The 16,728-nt window shown below is 69.3% G+C and carries 16 protein-coding genes; 8 read left to right on the top strand and 8 right to left on the bottom strand.

The genetic code is table 11. The annotated features are described in order from the left end of the window. The first annotated feature begins 39 nt into the window (after nucleotides 1-39). The 6 genes from DIZ26_RS00355 to DIZ26_RS00335 all read left to right on the top strand — a co-directional run bounded on the left by DIZ26_RS00355 (nucleotide 40) and on the right by DIZ26_RS00335 (nucleotide 5,429). Nucleotides 40-1,230: an acyltransferase domain-containing protein gene (locus tag DIZ26_RS00355; RefSeq protein ID WP_112236550.1), complete on the top strand. Its 1,191-nt coding sequence runs from the start codon at nucleotides 40-42 to the stop codon at nucleotides 1,228-1,230. Nucleotide 1,231: 1 nt separating this feature from the next. Further along, nucleotides 1,232-2,230 carry a beta-ketoacyl-ACP synthase III gene (locus DIZ26_RS00350; protein WP_112236549.1) on the top strand — a complete coding sequence of 333 codons (999 nt, stop codon included), beginning with the start codon at nucleotides 1,232-1,234 and terminating at the stop codon, nucleotides 2,228-2,230. A 72-nt stretch (nucleotides 2,231-2,302) separates the two neighbouring features. After that, nucleotides 2,303-2,551, top strand: a complete 249-nt coding sequence (locus DIZ26_RS00345; RefSeq protein ID WP_112236548.1) for an acyl carrier protein — start codon at nucleotides 2,303-2,305, stop codon at nucleotides 2,549-2,551. Nucleotides 2,552-2,580: 29 nt separating this feature from the next. Further along, the gene (locus DIZ26_RS37230; RefSeq protein WP_157979514.1) at nucleotides 2,581-2,718 is read left to right on the top strand and encodes a hypothetical protein; all 138 of its coding nucleotides are present in this window, start codon (nucleotides 2,581-2,583) and stop codon (nucleotides 2,716-2,718) included. Nucleotides 2,719-2,725: 7 nt separating this feature from the next. Beyond that, nucleotides 2,726-3,961, top strand: a complete 1,236-nt coding sequence (locus DIZ26_RS00340; protein WP_112236547.1) for a beta-ketoacyl-[acyl-carrier-protein] synthase family protein — start codon at nucleotides 2,726-2,728, stop codon at nucleotides 3,959-3,961. A 43-nt stretch (nucleotides 3,962-4,004) separates the two neighbouring features. Beyond that, on the top strand, nucleotides 4,005-5,429 hold the full coding sequence (locus DIZ26_RS00335; RefSeq protein WP_112236546.1) for an acyl-CoA carboxylase subunit beta: 1,425 nt from the start codon (nucleotides 4,005-4,007) through the stop codon (nucleotides 5,427-5,429). Nucleotides 5,430-5,655: 226 nt separating this feature from the next. Here the strand turns inward: DIZ26_RS00335 and DIZ26_RS00330 are convergent, their stop codons facing one another. The 4 genes from DIZ26_RS00330 to DIZ26_RS00315 all read right to left on the bottom strand — a co-directional run bounded on the left by DIZ26_RS00330 (nucleotide 5,656) and on the right by DIZ26_RS00315 (nucleotide 8,955). Then, nucleotides 5,656-6,153 (bottom strand): DUF3145 domain-containing protein, encoded by a 498-nt coding sequence (locus DIZ26_RS00330; protein WP_112236545.1) that lies wholly within the window; start codon nucleotides 6,151-6,153, stop codon nucleotides 5,656-5,658. A gap of 257 nt (nucleotides 6,154-6,410) precedes the next feature. After that, entirely contained in the window at nucleotides 6,411-6,809 is a 399-nt protein-coding gene (locus DIZ26_RS00325; protein ID WP_112236544.1) for an SgcJ/EcaC family oxidoreductase, read from the bottom strand. 118 nt (nucleotides 6,810-6,927) lie between these two features. Continuing rightward, entirely contained in the window at nucleotides 6,928-7,887 is a 960-nt protein-coding gene (locus DIZ26_RS00320; RefSeq protein WP_112236543.1) for an RNA polymerase subunit sigma-70, read from the bottom strand. Nucleotides 7,888-7,941: 54 nt separating this feature from the next. Then, nucleotides 7,942-8,955, bottom strand: coding sequence for a LacI family DNA-binding transcriptional regulator (locus DIZ26_RS00315; protein ID WP_198675809.1), 1,014 nt, complete (start codon nucleotides 8,953-8,955; stop codon nucleotides 7,942-7,944). A gap of 288 nt (nucleotides 8,956-9,243) precedes the next feature. Here DIZ26_RS00315 and DIZ26_RS00310 point away from each other — a divergent pair, with 288 nt between their 5' ends. Next, entirely contained in the window at nucleotides 9,244-11,490 is a 2,247-nt protein-coding gene (locus DIZ26_RS00310) for a glycoside hydrolase family 9 protein (protein WP_112236541.1), read from the top strand. 124 nt (nucleotides 11,491-11,614) lie between these two features. Here DIZ26_RS00310 and DIZ26_RS00305 read toward each other — a convergent pair whose 3' ends face one another. Genes DIZ26_RS00305 through DIZ26_RS00295 form a run of 3 tightly spaced genes read right to left on the bottom strand, consistent with a single transcriptional unit; the run spans nucleotide 11,615 to nucleotide 14,596 of the window. Further along, nucleotides 11,615-12,568, bottom strand: a complete 954-nt coding sequence (locus tag DIZ26_RS00305) for a VWA domain-containing protein (RefSeq protein WP_112236540.1) — start codon at nucleotides 12,566-12,568, stop codon at nucleotides 11,615-11,617. After that, nucleotides 12,568-13,557, bottom strand: a complete 990-nt coding sequence (locus tag DIZ26_RS00300; RefSeq protein ID WP_232828054.1) for a DUF58 domain-containing protein — start codon at nucleotides 13,555-13,557, stop codon at nucleotides 12,568-12,570. The genes DIZ26_RS00305 and DIZ26_RS00300 overlap by 1 nt, the downstream gene beginning before the upstream one ends. A gap of 4 nt (nucleotides 13,558-13,561) precedes the next feature. After that, entirely contained in the window at nucleotides 13,562-14,596 is a 1,035-nt protein-coding gene (locus DIZ26_RS00295; protein ID WP_112236539.1) for an AAA family ATPase, read from the bottom strand. 199 nt (nucleotides 14,597-14,795) lie between these two features. Here DIZ26_RS00295 and DIZ26_RS00290 point away from each other — a divergent pair, with 199 nt between their 5' ends. Next, nucleotides 14,796-15,689, top strand: coding sequence for a hypothetical protein (locus tag DIZ26_RS00290; protein ID WP_112236538.1), 894 nt, complete (start codon nucleotides 14,796-14,798; stop codon nucleotides 15,687-15,689). Nucleotides 15,690-15,772: 83 nt separating this feature from the next. Here the strand turns inward: DIZ26_RS00290 and DIZ26_RS00285 are convergent, their stop codons facing one another. Beyond that, nucleotides 15,773-16,681: an aldo/keto reductase gene (locus tag DIZ26_RS00285; RefSeq protein ID WP_112236537.1), complete on the bottom strand. Its 909-nt coding sequence runs from the start codon at nucleotides 16,679-16,681 to the stop codon at nucleotides 15,773-15,775. Nucleotides 16,682-16,728: the final 47 nt, after the last annotated feature.

The following is a 16,728-nucleotide window of genomic DNA, read 5'->3' as shown; positions in this document are numbered from 1 at the left end:
TGTGGCCCGGAAACCGCTCGGCTCAGGGAGAGTTGTCACGTGCTCGTCATCGTCGCGCCCGGACAGGGCGCCCAGACCCCAGGTTTCCTCGAGCCCTGGCTCGAGGACCCCGCCTTCGAGAACCGGCTGCACTGGCTGTCCGCGGTCGCCGGTCTCGACCTGGCCCACTACGGCACCAAGGCCGACGCGGACACGATCCGCGACACGGCGATCGCCCAGCCGCTGCTGGTCGCGTCCAGCATGCTGGCGGCCCTCGCGGTCTTCCCGCACCCGTCCGACGCGTTCGCCCAGATGGGCGCGGTCTCCGGGCACAGCGTCGGTGAGATCGCCGCTGCGGTCGGCGCCGGCGTGATCAGCGCCGAGCAGGCGATGGTGCTGGTCCGCGAGCGCGGCAAGGCGATGGCCGCTGCCGCCGCGCAGACCGCCACCTCGATGACCGCTGTCCTGGGCGGTGACCGTGACGAGGTGCTGGCGAAGATCGCCGAGCACGGCCTGACCGCGGCGAACGACAACGGTCCCGGCCAAATCGTTGCCGCCGGCACCGTCGAGGAGCTGGCCGCCTTCCAGGCCGATCCGCCCGCCAAGAGCCGGCTCGTCCCCTTGTCGGTGGCCGGTGCGTTCCACACCAAGCACATGGCCCCGGCGGTCGAAACGCTGGCCGGCTATGCCCGGTCGATCACCACCCACGACCCCCGATCGCGGCTGATCTCGAACCGCGACGGCCAGATCGTGCACGACGGCCAGGACGTCCTGCGCCGGCTCGTGCAGCAGGTCAACGCGCCGGTCCGCTGGGACCTGTGCATGCAGACGATGGCCGACCTGCAGGTCACCGGCATCCTGGAGATGCCGCCGGCCGGCACCCTGACCGGCATCGCCAAGCGCGCCCTGAAGGGCGTCGAGACGTTCGCCCTGAAGACCCCGGACCAACTGGACGACGCCCGCGCGTTCGTCGAGAAGCACGGCAGCCCTTCCGAGATCGACGCGTCGCCGACCTGGCGGCTGCTGGTGGCTCCGATGAAGGGCACGTTCACCCGCGAGGGTCAGACGCAACGCGAGCCCGGCGACGCCGTCGCGGCCGGAGAGGTGGTGGCGAAGGTGAAGAGCCTGCGTGACGAGCTGGAGGTCAGCGCCCCGCACGGCGGCATCGTGGTCGAGTGGCTGGTGGAAGAGGGCGACCCGGTCTCCCCCGGTCAGCCGCTGGTCCGGCTCCACCCGAGCGCGGGGAACTGACATGGGCGGCCAGATCAACCAGTCCATCGGCGCCGAGCACGCCGCAGTACTGGGCCTCGGCTCGTACCGGCCCCGCCGCGTCGTGCCGAATGCCGAGATTCTCGAGCAGATCGACTCCAGCGACGAGTGGATCCAGACCCGGTCCGGGATCAAGGAGCGCCGCTGGGCCGATCCGGACGAGACGATCCTGATGATGTCGACCAACGCGGCCAAGGAAGCGCTGGCCGACTCCGGTATCGACCCGGCCCAGATCGGCTGCGTCGTCGTCGCCACGGTCACGCACCTCTACCAGACCCCGGCCATCGCGACCCAGCTCGCCGTCGCGGTCGGCGCACCGACGGCCGCGGCCTTCGACATCTCGGCTGCCTGCGCGGGGTTCTGCTACGGCATCGCGATGGCGAGCGACCTCGTCCGCGGCGGCAGCGCGAAGTACGTGCTGGTGATCGGGGTCGAGCGGCTCAGCGACATCACCGACCGGACCGACCGCGGTACGGCGTTCATCTTCGCCGACGGCGCCGGGGCGGCCATCGTCGGACCCTCCGACGAGCCGGGTATCGGCCCGGTCGTGTGGGGTTCGGACGGCACGCAGCACCAGGTGATCAGCCAGAAGGAGTCCTGGCAGGAGGCGGCCGGCAGTTACCAGTGGCCGCACCTGACGATGGACGGCAACCCGGTGTTCCGGTGGGCCTCGTTCGAGATGGCCAAGGCCGCTCAGCAGGCGCTCGACGTGGCCGGGGTGAAGGCCGAGGACCTCGACCTGTTCATCCCGCACCAGGCGAACGAGCGGATCACCGACGCGATGCGCCGGACCCTGAAGCTGCCGGAGACCGTCAAGGTCGCCCGCGACATCCAGCGGCAAGGCAACACATCGGCCGCATCCATCCCGCTCGCGATCGCCACGATGCGCGAGGAGGGTGAAGCCAAGTCCGGCGACCTCGCCCTGATCATCGGCTTCGGCGCCGGCCTGGTGTACGCCGCCCAGGTGGTCCGGCTCCCCTAAAAGATGTCCGGGACGGCTCAGGTGGCCGGCCCGGCGATTGTCACAGCAAATTCCGAAAGGGAAACCACAAAGATGGCCAGCACCGAAGAGATCCGTTCCAACCTCGCCGAGATCGTCAACGAGATCGCGGGCATCCCGGTCGAGGACGTCCAGCTGGAGAAGTCGTTCACCGACGACCTCGACGTCGACTCGCTCTCCATGGTCGAGGTCGTCGTGGCCGCCGAGGAGAAGTTCAGCGTGAAGATCCCCGACGACGAGGTCAAGAACCTGAAGACCGTCGGTGACGCCGTCTCGTTCATCGAGCGCGCCCAGAACGGCTGATCGAGACCACTCGATCTGTGCTGGCAGCCGTGTCGGCTCACCGGGTCTTCGTGATCCGGTGGGCCGCCGCTTCCGGCAACCACCACCGGCCGGTACGGCGTACGCCGTACCCGCGGCTGCTGCAGTTCCACGCCAACTCGACCCACAGCTCTCACGCCGAAGGATGAGGTAACCATGTCGAAGACCCGAGTCGTCGTCACCGGGCTCGGAGCGTCCACCCCGGTCGGGGGCGACGTCGCCAGCACCTGGGACGCACTGCTGGCCGGCAAGTCCGGCGCCAAGTTGCTGACCGCGGACTGGGTCGAGGAGCTTCCGGTGAAGATCGCCGCGCCCGCCGCCGTCGAGCCGACCGAGGTGATCGAGCGGGTCAAGGCGCGTCGGCTGGACCGCAACGCGCAGTTCGCCGTGGTCGCCGCCCGCGAGGCCTGGGCCGACTCGGGCCTGGCCGATGTGGAGCTCGACAAGACCCGGCTCGGTGTCGCCATCGCCACCGGTATCGGCGGCCTGCTCACGACGCTGACGAACTACGACCTGCTGCAGAAGGGCCCGCGCCGCGTCTCGCCGCTGGCGATCCCGATGCTGATGCCGAACTCGGCCGCCGCCAACGTCGGCCTGGAGCTCGGCGCGCTCGCCGGCGTGCAGACCCCGGTCTCCGCCTGCGCCTCCAGCAACGAGGCCATCTCGCTGGCCGCCGACCAGATCCGGCTGGGCCGCGCCGACATCGTCGTCGCCGGTGGCGCCGAGGGGTCGATCACCGCACTGCCGCTGGCCGCGTTCGGTCAGATGATGGCGCTCAGCAAGCGCAACGACGACCCGGAGCGCGCCTCGCGTCCGTGGGACGTCGACCGCGACGGCTTCCTGCTCGGTGAGGGCGCCGGCGTCCTGATCCTGGAGAGCTACGACCACGCGGTCGCCCGCGGGGCGAAGATCTACGCCGAGTTCGCCGGCTCCGGCATCACCGCCGATGGCCACGACATCGTCCAGCCCGACCCGACCGGCTCCGGCGCCGAGCGCGCGATGAACCTCGCGCTGCGCGAAGGCGACCTGGCCACCGGCGACATCGTGCACATCAACGCGCACGCCACTTCCACACCGGCCGGTGACGTCGCCGAGGCGGTGGCGATCCGGAAGGCACTCGGCAGCGCCGCCGACCACGCGGTCGCAACCGCGCCGAAGTCGATGATCGGCCACCTGCTCGGCGCCGCCGGCGCGGTCGAGTCGATCGCCACCGTGCTCGCGTTGCACCACCGGGTGGTGCCGCCGACGATCAACCTGGACAAGCTCGACGACGGCGTACAGCTCGACATCGCCACCGAGCCGCGCAAGCTCGGCGACGGCGACATCGCCGCGCTGAACAACTCGTTCGGCTTCGGCGGCCACAACGTCGCGCTCGCCTTCAAATCTGTGTAGCTCCGTCTGATGTAGCCCCTGTCCGCCCGACCTGGAGAGCCTGATGACCACTGCACCCGTGAAGCCGGCGAAGTTGCCGCGCGAGCAGGACCCGCGCAATCCGGTCACCAGGCTCACCGCCCTGCTCGACCCCGGCACGCTCGAGCTGATCACGCCGGACGACCTGTCCGGCATGCTCGCCGTCCGGGGCACGATCAGCGGTGCGCCGGTGATCGCCTTCTGTTCCGACGCCACCGTGATGGGCGGGGCGATGGGCGACGAGGGCTGCGAGGTCGTGGTGAAGGCGTACCAGGTGGCCCGTCAGGAGGAGTTGCCGATCATCGGGCTGTGGCACTCCGGTGGTGCCCGGCTCGCCGAGGGTGTGCTGTCGCTGCACGCGGTCGGCAAGATCTTCTTCGAGATGACCCAGGCCTCGGGCAAGATCCCGCAGATCTCGGTCGTGCTCGGCCCGGCGGCCGGCGGAGCGGCGTACGGTCCGGCGCTGACCGACGTCGTCATTCTCGGGCCGGAGGGCCGGATCTTCGTGACCGGTCCGGACGTGGTCCGCTCGGTGACCGGTGAGGACGTCGACATGCTGCGCCTCGGCGGTCCTGAGCCGCACGGCCGGCGATCAGGCGTCGTCCACATCACGACCGACTCCGAGGCTGCCGCGATCGAGAAGGCTCGCCGGTTGGCCGACCTGTTCGCGAACCAGGGCGACGTGTCCGCCGACGTACCGGACACCAACCTGTCCGGGTTGCTGCCGGAGTCGGCGAAACGCGCGTACGACGTCCATCCGCTGGTCGGCGGGGTGCTCGACGAGGAGTCCGGCGTCGAGCTGCACCAGCGGTGGGCGCCGAACATCGTCACGACGCTCGGCCGGCTCGGTGGCCGGACCGTCGGCGTGATCGCGAACAACCCGCTCCGCCTCGGCGGCTGCCTGGACGCGCTGTCGGCCGAGAAGGCGTCCCGCTTCGTGCGGATGTGCGATGCCTTCGGCGTACCGATGGTCGTGCTGGTCGACGTACCGGGCTATCTGCCGGGTGTCGGTCAGGAGTGGGACGGCGTCGTACGGCGTGGCGCCAAGCTGCTCCACGCGTTCGCGGAGTCGGTGGTGCCGCGGGTCACGCTGGTGACCCGGAAGACGTACGGCGGCGCCTACATCGCGATGAACGCGCGGTCGCTCGGGGCGACTCGGGTGTTCGCGTGGCCGCGGGCGGAGGTGGCGGTGATGGGTGCGATCGCCGCGATCCGGATCCTGCACCGGCGCAAGCTGGCCGACGTACCGATCGAGCTGCGTCCGCAGGTCGAGGCCGAGCTCGCCGCCGAGCACGAGAAGATCGCCGGCGGCATCGAGCGCGCCCGTCAGATCGGTGTCGTCGACGAGGTCGTCGAGCCGAGCGCGACCCGCTCTGCCCTCGCCGCCGCCATCGCTACCGCCGAGTCCGGCGGCCGGGTCCGCGGGCAGCACGGCAACATCCCGCTGTAGAAACCCCAACCAGACAAAGAGAAAGGCGCGGACCGTATGGTCCGCGCCTTTCTACGTGGTGCGGCCGCTGTTGTACGACAACCGGGGGTGTCCCGACACCCGGTGGCCACAGCGGCCACGGCTTTGTTTCCCTGCCCTTGGCCTCAACGTCTGTCCAACAGCATGGTCGAAAACTTGGAAGAAATCTTCCCTTCGGCGGCTTTCTTCTCAACTTCTCAGGAAACTCCTAGACGACCTGGTGCAGCCAGCGAACGGGTGCGCCGTCGCCGGCGTACCGGAACGGTTCGAGCTCGTCGTCCCACGGGCGGCCGAGCAAACGCTCGACCTCCTCGGTCAGATCGGCCTCACCGCTCGCGGCCTTCAGCATCGCTGCTTTCAGCCGCTCCTCCGGCACCATGATGTCGCCGTGCACACCGGTGGTCGCGTGGAAGACGCCGAGCGAGGGAGTGAACGAGTACCGCTCGCCCTCGACGCCGTTGCTCGGTTCCTCGGTCACCTCGAACCGGAGCTTCTGCCAACCGCGCAGAGCCGACGCCAGTTTGGCCGCCGTACCGGCCTCGGCCTGCCACGACAGCTCGGCCCGGTAGCTCCCTTGAGCTGCGGGCTGCGGCGTCCAGTCGAGTTTCACGGGCACGCCGAGTATGCCGCCCGCCGCCCACTCGACATGTGGACACAACGCCGACGGCACCGTGTGGACGTAAAGCACGCCACGAGTTGTCGCCACCGGGACCTCCTGTGTTCGAGGGGCGCCTTCCCCAGCGTTCTCGAACCTGGACCGGAAAGCCCGGCGACAGCAGGTACATCTTGCACCACCGACCCCTCCAACACCAGCAACCTCGCCGTGTCAACTACATCACCGTCGTGTCGCGGTCCCGCAAACCGCGCGAAGTCCCCCGCACCTGCTACCCACTTCGGCGAGGGACTTCACGCGGCGGGACCGACCGTCAACGGTCCTGCGGCCGCTCGGTCACCAACAACGGCTCACTGCGCAGGGCTGTTGTGGTACGCCGCGATCTTCCATTCGCCGTCGCGCTTCGTGAAGACCCACGTCGCGTTCACCTTCGCGCTGTCCGGCAACTCGGTCTGACCGGCGAACAGGATGCCGGATTCGCTGACGACGATCGCGGCGTCGTCGCCGAGGAAGCGCAGGCTGAGCTGCTTGTTCTCCGTCGAACTACCCTTGAGCGGTCCCGCGAACGCCTGCGCCATGCTCTCGCCAATCACGTCGCGGCTGCCACGGAGTGAGCCGGGCATGATCGCGGTGGCGTCCTCGGTGTAGTCGGCAACCATCCCGGCGGCGTCGCCGTCCTCCCAAGCCTGGTAGGACTTCACCAGCACGGCCTGGATCGCGGCCTCGTCCTGCGCACGACTGTCTGACATCGAGATCTCCTCTGCGAGCGTTTCGACCGGCCGATCCGGTCAACTCGCGAATACATACCGGCGGCCCGGCCGGAACTCATCGCAAACGCAGAAGAAACCTTTGCGACAGGAAGCGTCGTCAGTCGTCGAGCCGACCGGCCAGACCGAAGGAGGCGAAGATCTCGGCCTCCTGGAACACCGAGTTCCGACTGATGCCCTCGGCGGTGACGGTGAAGATCTGCACCGTGTGCAACTCGTACCCGTCGCCCGTACGCCGGTACGCAGCGAACCCGGGTTGCCCGTTGGCCGCGATCGGCTCCAGTCGCCAGTCCGTGCCGGCCTTGTCGAAGACCCATTCCATGAACACGCCGTAGTTGGCGGTGCCGACGAACCAGTTCACCATCGGCGGCATCTCCATCAGCACGTCCTCGGTGAGCAGCCGCTTGAGCCCCTCGACGTCGGCTCGCTCGAACGCCCGCATGTAGCGATCGACCCAGGCGCGCTGCTCAGCCGCGGACGGCTCACTGGACTGATCCTGCACAACCCCGGCGTCCTTCACCCGGGCCCGCGCCCGCTGCAAGGAACTGTTGACTGAGGCAACGGTAGTGTCGAGCACCTCGGCGGCCTCTGCCGCAGAGAAGCTGAGCAGGTCGCGCAGAATCAGCGCGCCACGCTGACGAGCCGACAGGTGCTGCAGTGCGGCAGCCAACGCGAGTCGAAGGCTGCTGCGGTCGATCGCCGCGCGCGCTGGATCACCTGACCCAAGCAACGAGTCCGGCAGCGGCTGGAGCCAGGGAGTTTCGCCGTGGACGAGTGGTCCGCGAGGATCCGACGGGGGCACCAGGCCTGACGGCAGCGGACGGCGGCCTCGGACCTCCAAGGCGGTCAGGCACGCGTTGGTGGCGATCCGGTAGAGCCACGTGCGCCGTGAGCTGCGGGACTCGTCGTACTGGTCGCGGGCCCGCCACGCTCGAAGGTAGGTGTCCTGGACAAGGTCCTCGGCGTCGTGAGCAGAGCCGAGCATGCGGTAGCAATAGGCCAGCAACTCCGACCGGAACGGTTCGATCAGCTGCTCGAAGCTTGCTACCTCTGTCGCCACCCCACGCACCCCTTCTGCCGCTGTCGCAAGGAACCTATCCGCAAGCGCCGACAATCAGGCCGAGTCGCGGTGGATCAGGCGGGTGGGGAGGATGAGGGGGCTCGGCTCTTTGCCTGACATCAGCGAGAGCAGCATGCGGGCCATCTCCCGGCCGAGGGCCTCGATCGGCTGGTTGACGGTGGTGAGCGGCGGCGTCGTGTGGCGAGCGGCCGGGATGTCATTGAAGCCGATGATCGCGACATCGCCGGGAACCGTGCGGCCGGCGCGAGCGAGCGTCCGGAGCGCGCCGATGGCCATCTGGTCGGAGGCGATGAAGACCGCCTCGAGGTCAGGGGCCCGGTCGAGCAGCCGGCCCATCGCCGTACCGCCGCCGTCCTCGCTGAAATCCCCCGGCTCCACCAGCGAGTTGTCCAGGCCGGCGACGGCGAGGGCGTCCTGAAACCCTTGCAGACGGGCGATTCCGGCCCCCTCGTCGATGCGGCCGGTGATGGTCGCGATCTTGCGCCGGCCCGACGCGATCAGGTGTTCGGTGGCGAGCCTCGCTCCCCCACGGTTGTCGGCGTCGACGTAGTACCGCGCCTCGATGTTGAGCGGCCGGCCGCCGAAGACGACCGGCACCGACGCCTGCTGGGCAAGCGCCGCGAGCGGGTCGTCGCCGTGCAGCGACATCAGCATCACCCCGCCGGCCTGGTGGGTTCGCAGCAACTGTTCGAGCCGGGCCTGGCCGCGGGTGGAGGTCGCCAGGGACAACATCAACTCGAGGTCGGTCTCCTCCAGTACAGCGTTGACGCCGACCACCACCTCGGCGAAGAACGGGTCGGCGAACATCGCCGGGTCGTCGCCCGAGATCGCCAGCACGACCGATCCGGCCTGCTTCGTGGCCAGCGCGCGAGCCGTTGCATTGGGCACGTAACCGAGGTCGTCGACCGCCCGGCGTACGGCTTCTCGTTTGGCGCGGCTGACGTGCGGCGCGTTGTTGATCACCCGGGACGCGGCGGACCGCGACACCCCGGCCCGCTCGGCGACCTCGTCAAGGGTCGGCTGCCGCCTGGGGGTATCGGTCGTCACCTGGTCCAAGGTAGTCGTCCCAACTCGGCCGAGGAGCACCGACCTTCGTGCGTCCGGTGAGCAGGCGCCCCAGTCGACCCCGAGCAGGTCACTCGGGGCCGGATACCGGGAGCGCTTCCAGTCGACCATAGAGCAAAGCCGGGGACCTGAGAAGTGCTCGGTTTCAGAGCGGATCTCGCTCTTGACACGCCGGAGTGCCCTCGGAACCATGCTCAGAGGCGCCGCTGCTTCAATCACCGAAACTGAAAGCGCTCCCAGCCCATTTCCCCACTCCCGGAGGCAGCCCCTATGTTTCCTTTCCGAAGGCGAGCAGGTACCGCCCTGACCGCTCTGGTCCTCACCGTTCCGCTGGCTGCCGTCGCCACGGACAGCGTCGCGCTCGCCGCGGACACGCAGTACGAGCGGGTGCTGAACGGGACATTCGACTCGGGTAGCGAGAGCCCGTGGTGGACCAGCGGGAACACGCCGGCGAGCGTCGTCGACGGCCGGCTGTGCGCCGACATCCCAGCGGGCACAGTCAATCCGTGGGACGCGCTGATCGGGCAGGACGACGTACCGTTCGAGAGCGGTCAGCCGTACACGCTGCGGTTCGACGCGTCTGCCTCTCGCCCGGTGGACATCCGGTCCGTGGCGCAGTTGGGCGCCACGCCGTACACGTCGGTGCTGAACGAGACCGCCAGCGTCACCACGACGCCGCAGACCTTCACCTTCACCGCGACCTCGAGCGTCGACAGCGCACACGGCCAGGTCAGCTTCCAGGTCGGCGGCGCCACCACGGCGTACACGTTGTGCCTGGACAACATCAGCTTCGTCGGCGGAGTCGTGCCACCTGGTGGGGTACGGGACTTCGGCTCGCCGGTGCGGGTGAACCAGGTCGGCTATCTCACCACCGGTCCCAAGCGGGCCACGTACGTGACGGATGCGACCGGCCCACTCGGCTGGCGGCTGCTCGACTCGACAAGCGCCACCGTCGCGACCGGAACCACCACCCCGTACGGCGCGGACGCGATGTCGGGCGAGAACGTTCAGCTGATCGACTTCGGAGCAGTTCGCTCGAAGGGGAAGGGCTATCGGCTGGCCGTCGGTGACGACGTCAGCGAGCCGTTCGACCTCGGCGACGACATCTACAAGTCGCTGCGCGGCGATGCGCTCGCGTACTTCTACAACAACCGCAGCGGCATTCCGATCGAGGCCCAGTACGTCGGGGACGCGTACGCGCGGGCAGCCGGGCATCTCGGGATCGCGCCGAACAAGGGCGACACGTCTGTGCCGTGCTTCCCGGGGACGTGCGACTACAGCCTCGACGTACGGGGTGGTTGGTACGACGCGGGCGATCACGGCAAGTACGTCGTGAACGGCGCGCTCGCGGCCTGGCAGCTGCTGGACCTGTACGAGCGGTCCGCGACGCATCGGGATCGTGGTGTCGCCGATCGGACGTTGCGGATTCCCGAAGCGGGTAACGGCGATCCCGACGTACTGGACGAGGCGAAGTGGGAGCTCGACTTCCTGCTCCGGATGCAGGTTCCGGCCGGGCAGCCGCTCGCCGGGATGGTGCACCACAAGATTCACGACGAGAAGTGGACCGGGCTGCCGTTGGCGCCGGCTGCGGATCCGCAGCAGCGGTACCTCTATCCCCCGTCGACGGCGGCCACGCTGAACCTCGCGGCGGTCGGCGCGCGGTGTGCGCGGGTTTACGCGCACTGGGACAGGAAGCTCGCCGGCCGGTGCCTGGTGGCTGCCCGGACGGCATGGAAGGCCGCGTTGGCCCATCCGGCGATCTACGCGCCCGCTGGGGGCGAAGGCGGCGGGGCGTACGACGACACGAAGGTGACGGACGAGTTCTCGTGGGCGGCTGCTGAGTTGTTCGCGACGACTGGCGATTCGTCGTACAAAAAGTTCACCACCACGACACTGTCGGCCGCGGACGGCTTCTCGTGGCAGGAGACGGGCGGGCTTGCGGATCTTGCCCTGGCGCGGATGCCATGGCGCTTGTCACGGCCGGAGTTGGCGAAGCTCGTCGTACGGATCAGCAAGGTGGCCGACAAGTACGTCGCCGATCTGCGCGCGCAGGGCTTTGCGAATCCGTTCCTGCCTGCGGACGGGAAGTATGTCTGGGGATCGAACAGCGCGGTCGCGAACAACTCGATGATCATGGCAACGGCTTACGACCTGACGCATCGGAGCAAGTACCGTGCTGCGGCGCTGGAGGCGATGGACTATCTGCTCGGGCGGAACGCGATCAATCAGTCGTATGTGACCGGGTACGGCGAACGGGCCAGCCACAACCAGCACCACCGGTTCTGGGCGCACTCGCTCGATCCGTCGCTGCCGTCGCCGGCGCCCGGATCCCTTGCGGGTGGACCGAATTCCGGCCTGCAGGATCCCGTTGCCGAGCGCAACCTTCAGGGCTGCGCCCCGGCGACCTGCTACCTCGACGACATCGGGTCGTACTCCACCAACGAGGTCGCGGTGAACTGGAACTCGGCACTCGCCTGGATGACCGCCTTCGCCGACAGCACCGGACGCCATAGCTGAAACCAAGGGCCCGCCGTACGCCAGTGCGGCGGGCCGCTCGGTACGCCGTACGGCGGGCCGCTCGGTGCGCCGGGCCCCTCGGTTCGGCGGGCCCTCGGTTCGCCGAGGCGGCGGGCCGCTCTCGTTACGGGAAGCGGGAGGCCAGGGCGACGCAGGCGCCGGCGGCCGCGAGGGTGAAGAGCATGGCGATCCCGGCGAATCTCGACGTGATCTCCTTGTCGACCTTGTCGTAGCCGACCGACGAGCCGATGTCCTTGTAGACGTCTTCGAGCTCGCCCGCGGACTCGGCCGTGTACGCCTCGCCGCCGCTGATCTCGGCGACGCTGCGGAGCTCGGCGCGGTCCGGTGGGACCCGCTGGCGGATGCCGTCCATCTCGATGAAGCCCGAGTCGGTGCCGAAGGTGATCGTGTAGACCGGCGTGTTCTTCGCCTTCGCCGCCTGCGCGCCTTCCTGCGCCGTCCGCCCCACCGTGCGCTTGCCGTCCGACAGCATCACGATGCGCGCGGGCGCCGGGTCGTTCGGGTGCTCCGGGTCCGGGGGCACCTGGGTCAGCGCCTGCAAGGACGTGAAGATGCCCTCACCGGTGGCAGTCGATTCGGCCAGCTCGAGCCCGTCGATCGACCGTACGACGGTGGCCCGGTCGGTGGTCGGCGGGACGATGATGGACGCCGTACCGGCGAAGTTCACCAGCGCCACGTTGAACTTGGCGGGCAGCGCGTTGACGAAGTTCTTCGCCGACTTCTTGGCCGCCTCGAGCCGGTTCGGGTCGACGTCGGTCGCCATCATCGACAGCGAGACGTCGATCGCGACCACGATGGTCGCCCGCTCGCGCGGCACCTTCACCTCGGCCTTCGGCTGGGCGAAAGCAAGGATGCAGGACGCGGTCGCCAGCAACGCGAGCACCACGGCCACATGCCGGCGCCACTGCGGCCGGCGCGGTGCGACCCGGTCCAGCAGCGCGATGTTGGTGAACCGCAGCGCGTACTGCGCTCGCCGGTGCTGCAGGAAGATGTACCCCGCGACGACGAGCGGGATGAACAACAGGAACCACAGTCTGGCCGGAGACAGGAACTCCATCAGCGAGCCACTCCCTTCGGCGGTTGATGCAAGCGCGGTGCCATCCGGCGGTAGGCGAGCACGAACCGCACGGTGTCGGCCACCCAGTCGCGATCGGTCCGCAGGACGAGGTGTCCAGCTCCTACCCTACGCAGTGCGATCCGGGTCCGTTCCCGCTGCGCGAGCGCGGCCGCGGCGTACTCGTCGCGGACCCGGCGCTTGCGGGTGTCGATCTCACGGATCGCGCCGGTCTCGGGGTCGCCGATCATCACGACGCCGATATTGGGCAGTTCCAGCTCGCGTGGGTCGATGATCTCCACCGCGAGCACCTGGTGCTGCGCGGTGAGCTTCCGCATCGCGCGCTCCCACGACGGCTCCAGCCGGCTGTCGACCTCGCCGTCCTCGGGGGTGAGGAAGTCCGACACGATCACGCGCAGACCGCGTTTGCGTTGCGTCCGGGCCATCGAGTCCAGCGCGCCGGCCAGATCGCTGCGGGCCTGGAGTTCACCGTTGTCCTGCTCGGCCAGCAAAGCGCGGAGCAGACCGTAGAGTGCCAGTCGGCCGGACCTGGCCGGCCAGCGTCGCAGCGACGAGTCGCGAAGCATCAGCCCGCCGAACCGGTCACCGAGCCGGTGGGTGAGGAACCCGACGGTCGCGACGGCGGCGACGGCGAGCTCCCGCTTCTCCAGCTGCGAGGTGCCGAAGTCCATCGAGGCGGACAGGTCGACCATCGCCCACGTCTCCAGCTCGCGGTCGGCGATGAGATCGCGGACGTGCGGAACCGTAGTACGGGCAGTGACGGCCCAGTCCATCCGGCGGACGTCGTCGCCGACCTGGTACTCGCGGGCCTCGGCCAGCTCGGTACCGGGGCCGGGCAGCAGGCCCAGGTGTTCGCCGTGCAGGTAGCCTTCGAGCCGCCGGACGACCGTGAGCTCGAGCCGCCGCAGCGCACGCTCGGGAGCGAGCTGCGAGATCGTCATCGCAGCCCGCGGGTCTGGTCGGTTGGCCATGCGGTTAAACGAACTCGGGGCGGCCGCTGCCGTCGTTGCCGTCGCGCCAGACCGGCTGCGGCGGGGGCACGGTGGCGAGGATGCGTTCGACCACCGCGCGCGGGTCGATGTTGTCGGCGACGGCGTCGAAGGTCAGTCCGAGCCGATGACCCATCACGTCGAGCGCGACGGTCTGGACGTCACTGGGCAGCAGGTAGTCACGCCCGTGGATCAGCGCGAGCGCCCGGCCGGCCGAGACCAGGCCGAGGGTGGCCCGCGGGCTGACGCCGAGCTCGATGATCGGCTCCAGATCCGGCAGGTGGAAGTCCGACGGCGTGCGGGTCGCCATCACCAGGCGTACGGCGTACTCCGCGACCAGGTTGTGCACGAAGACCTGCTCGGCCGAGCGCTGCAACTCCATGATCGTCTCGGGCTTGAGCATCTGGCGCGCCTGCGGCGGGTCGACACTCATCCGGCGGAGGATCTCGAACTCCTCGTGCCCGCGCGGGTGCGGCACGTCGATCTTGACCAGGAACCGGTCCCGTTGCGCCTCGGGCAGCGGGTAGACGCCCTCGGACTCGATCGGGTTCTGGGTCGCGATCACGATGAACGGCTTCGGCATCGGGAAGGTCTGGCCGCCGATCGACACCTGCCGCTCGGCCATCAGTTCCAGCATCGCCGACTGCACCTTGGCCGGCGCCCGGTTCACCTCGTCGGCGAGGACGAAGTTCACGAAGGTCGGGCCGAGCTCGATGTCGAAGGCTTCCCTGGTCTGCCGGTAGATCCGGGTACCGACGATGTCGGACGGCACCAGGTCGGGGGTGAACTGGATCCGCGCGAACGAACCGCCGACCACCGAGGCGAAGGTCCGCACGGCAAGCGTCTTGGCGACACCGGGGACACCTTCGAGCAGGCAGTGTCCCTTGGCCAGCAGGGACACCATCAGGGTCTCGACCATGTGCTCCTGCCCCACGATGACGCGTTTGACCTCGTTGATGGCCTCGCTCACCAAGTGGGACTGCTGGGCGACTGACCCAGCGGGCACAGTGGTTTCGGTCATGCCTGTCCTTCCGGGGTCCACTTCGGACCGTAGCTGCTCGCGAACTGCCGCCATTCCATCAGATCCCCGGGTCCGGCCACGACCGCGCCCCGCCCGTTCCTCTCCCCATCCTCCCCACCCACCCAAATCCACAACCCAGTACGCCGTCCGCCGCGGGCTGGGCGACAGTGCTACCGGGTGTCTGGAAGGATTGGTGGCGATGACCGCGACCGACTCCCGACCCGACGCGCCGCCGGCAGGACCTCCAGCAGGTCCCCCGGCCGGGCCGCCGTCCGGCTCACCCGCCCGGGTGATCCCGGAGGGTCTTCCGCTGCTGCCGGAGGACCCACCGCGGGTCGGGGACTTCTGGCTCCGGAGCAGGCTCGGCGCGAACGCGGCCGGCTATCTGTACGCGGCGAGCGACGAGACCGGCCGATCCGCCGTGGTCGCGATGATGACCGAGGGTTCCGCCGACGACGCCGCCGCGCGGGACCGGTTCGTGACAGCCGTCGACAACCTTCCCGACGAGGCGGTCCTCGCGCACAACGACACCGACGACGACGACCTTGCGCTCTGGGTCGCGCTCGGCCCGATCCGCGAGGACGACGGGTCCAGCTCGGCGGCCGACGAGCGCCTGATCGCCGAGCGCCGCGGCGAGGAAGTGCTGTCCGCCGTCCTGATGGACCGCATCCCGCAGCTCGGCCGCTTCCGCGGCCCCGACTTCCGGCACCACTGGGAGAACCGTCGCCGCCCCGGCCTGTTCCGGATCTGGCCGCTCCCCTGGCCCGCCGTACTACGGCCCGCCTCCCGCCTCGCCCTCGCGCTGGCCCTCCTGACGATGGCGATCATCATGGCCGTCGCGATGTTCATCGCCTGGTTGCTGTTCAGGAACGCGCCCGAGGTCGACCCGGGCCCGGTGATCCCGACGAACTCGAACGGGACGACCACGGTCACAGTCACGCCGACCACGCCGCCCCCGGCTACCGAATCGCCCAACAGCCCGGGCCCCTCGCAGACCCCGGGCAGCCCGACGGTCTCCCCAACCGGCCCGATCCCCACCGACATCCCGAGCGGCACCGGCAGCCCCGGCGACGACCCGGGCGACCGCTTCTGACCGACCGGCAAGCCACGGCCGATCGATCAGCCTCGGCCAACGCCAAGGTGCTCCAGCTTTCGGTCTGCACCGGCGGCAAGGATTCAGCCGGTCAGTAGCTTTCTCAGTTCGTGGTCGGTCCACAGCGACGCCGGTACGGGCTGGCGGACCAGGGCCGCGTCGGCGCGGATCTCGGCCGGGCTGGCCGCGCCGATCAGGACCGACGTGACGGCCGGGTGCCGACTCGGATAGGCGAGCGCGGCCTGCGGCAGCGATACGCCGTACGCCTCGCACACTGCCGCGATCCGGCGGGCGCGGACGTTCGTGACGTCGACGTTCGCCTTCTTGGACCGGTCGATCTGCAGCACCTCCGGGGTCAGTACCCCGGAGACGATCGCCGCCACCTCGCGCGCCTGGCAACGATCGAGCAGCGGCCGGGCGGATTGGTCGAGCAACGAGTACTGGCCGGCCAGCAGGACGGTGTCGACATCGGTGTCGCGAACGAAGCGATCCAGCTGCCGCCAGTCGTCCATGGCCGCGCCGATCGCATGCAGAACGCCTTGCCCGCGGAGCTCGTGCAGTACCGGGTACGCCTCGTCGATCGCCTGCTGCCAGTGCTCGCCCGGATCCTGGATGAACACGAGATCGAGCGATTCGAGCCGCAGCCGCTCGAGGCTTTCGGCGAGCGAGCGTTTGATCCCCGCGGCGGAGAAGTCGGCCCGCAGCCCGCGAGGCGTCACGATGCCACCGACCTTGGTGGATACGAGGTACTCGCCGCGCGGGTGCCGGGCTAGCGCCGTACCGAAGCGTTGTTCGGAAACGCCCAGCCCGTACGCCGGGGAGGTGTCGAAGAACCGGATGCCGGCGCCGTACGCCGCATCGATCGTGCTGGCCGCCCGGGCATCCCCGTCCGGCGCGGGCAGATTGCCGATCGGCGATCCACCGAGGCCGAACCGCGGCGGCCGGAACCGGTGCGTCGAGCGGCTGAGGAGGACATGACTGGGAGCGGTCATCGGGCTCCTCCCATCCCTGGCCGGTGTAACTACCAGGATCAGGGCTC

The organism is Kribbella monticola, assembly GCF_003261635.1.
Classification (GTDB): Bacteria; Actinomycetota; Actinomycetes; order Propionibacteriales; family Kribbellaceae; genus Kribbella; species Kribbella monticola.
This window is presented reverse-complemented; position numbering and strand designations above follow the sequence as displayed.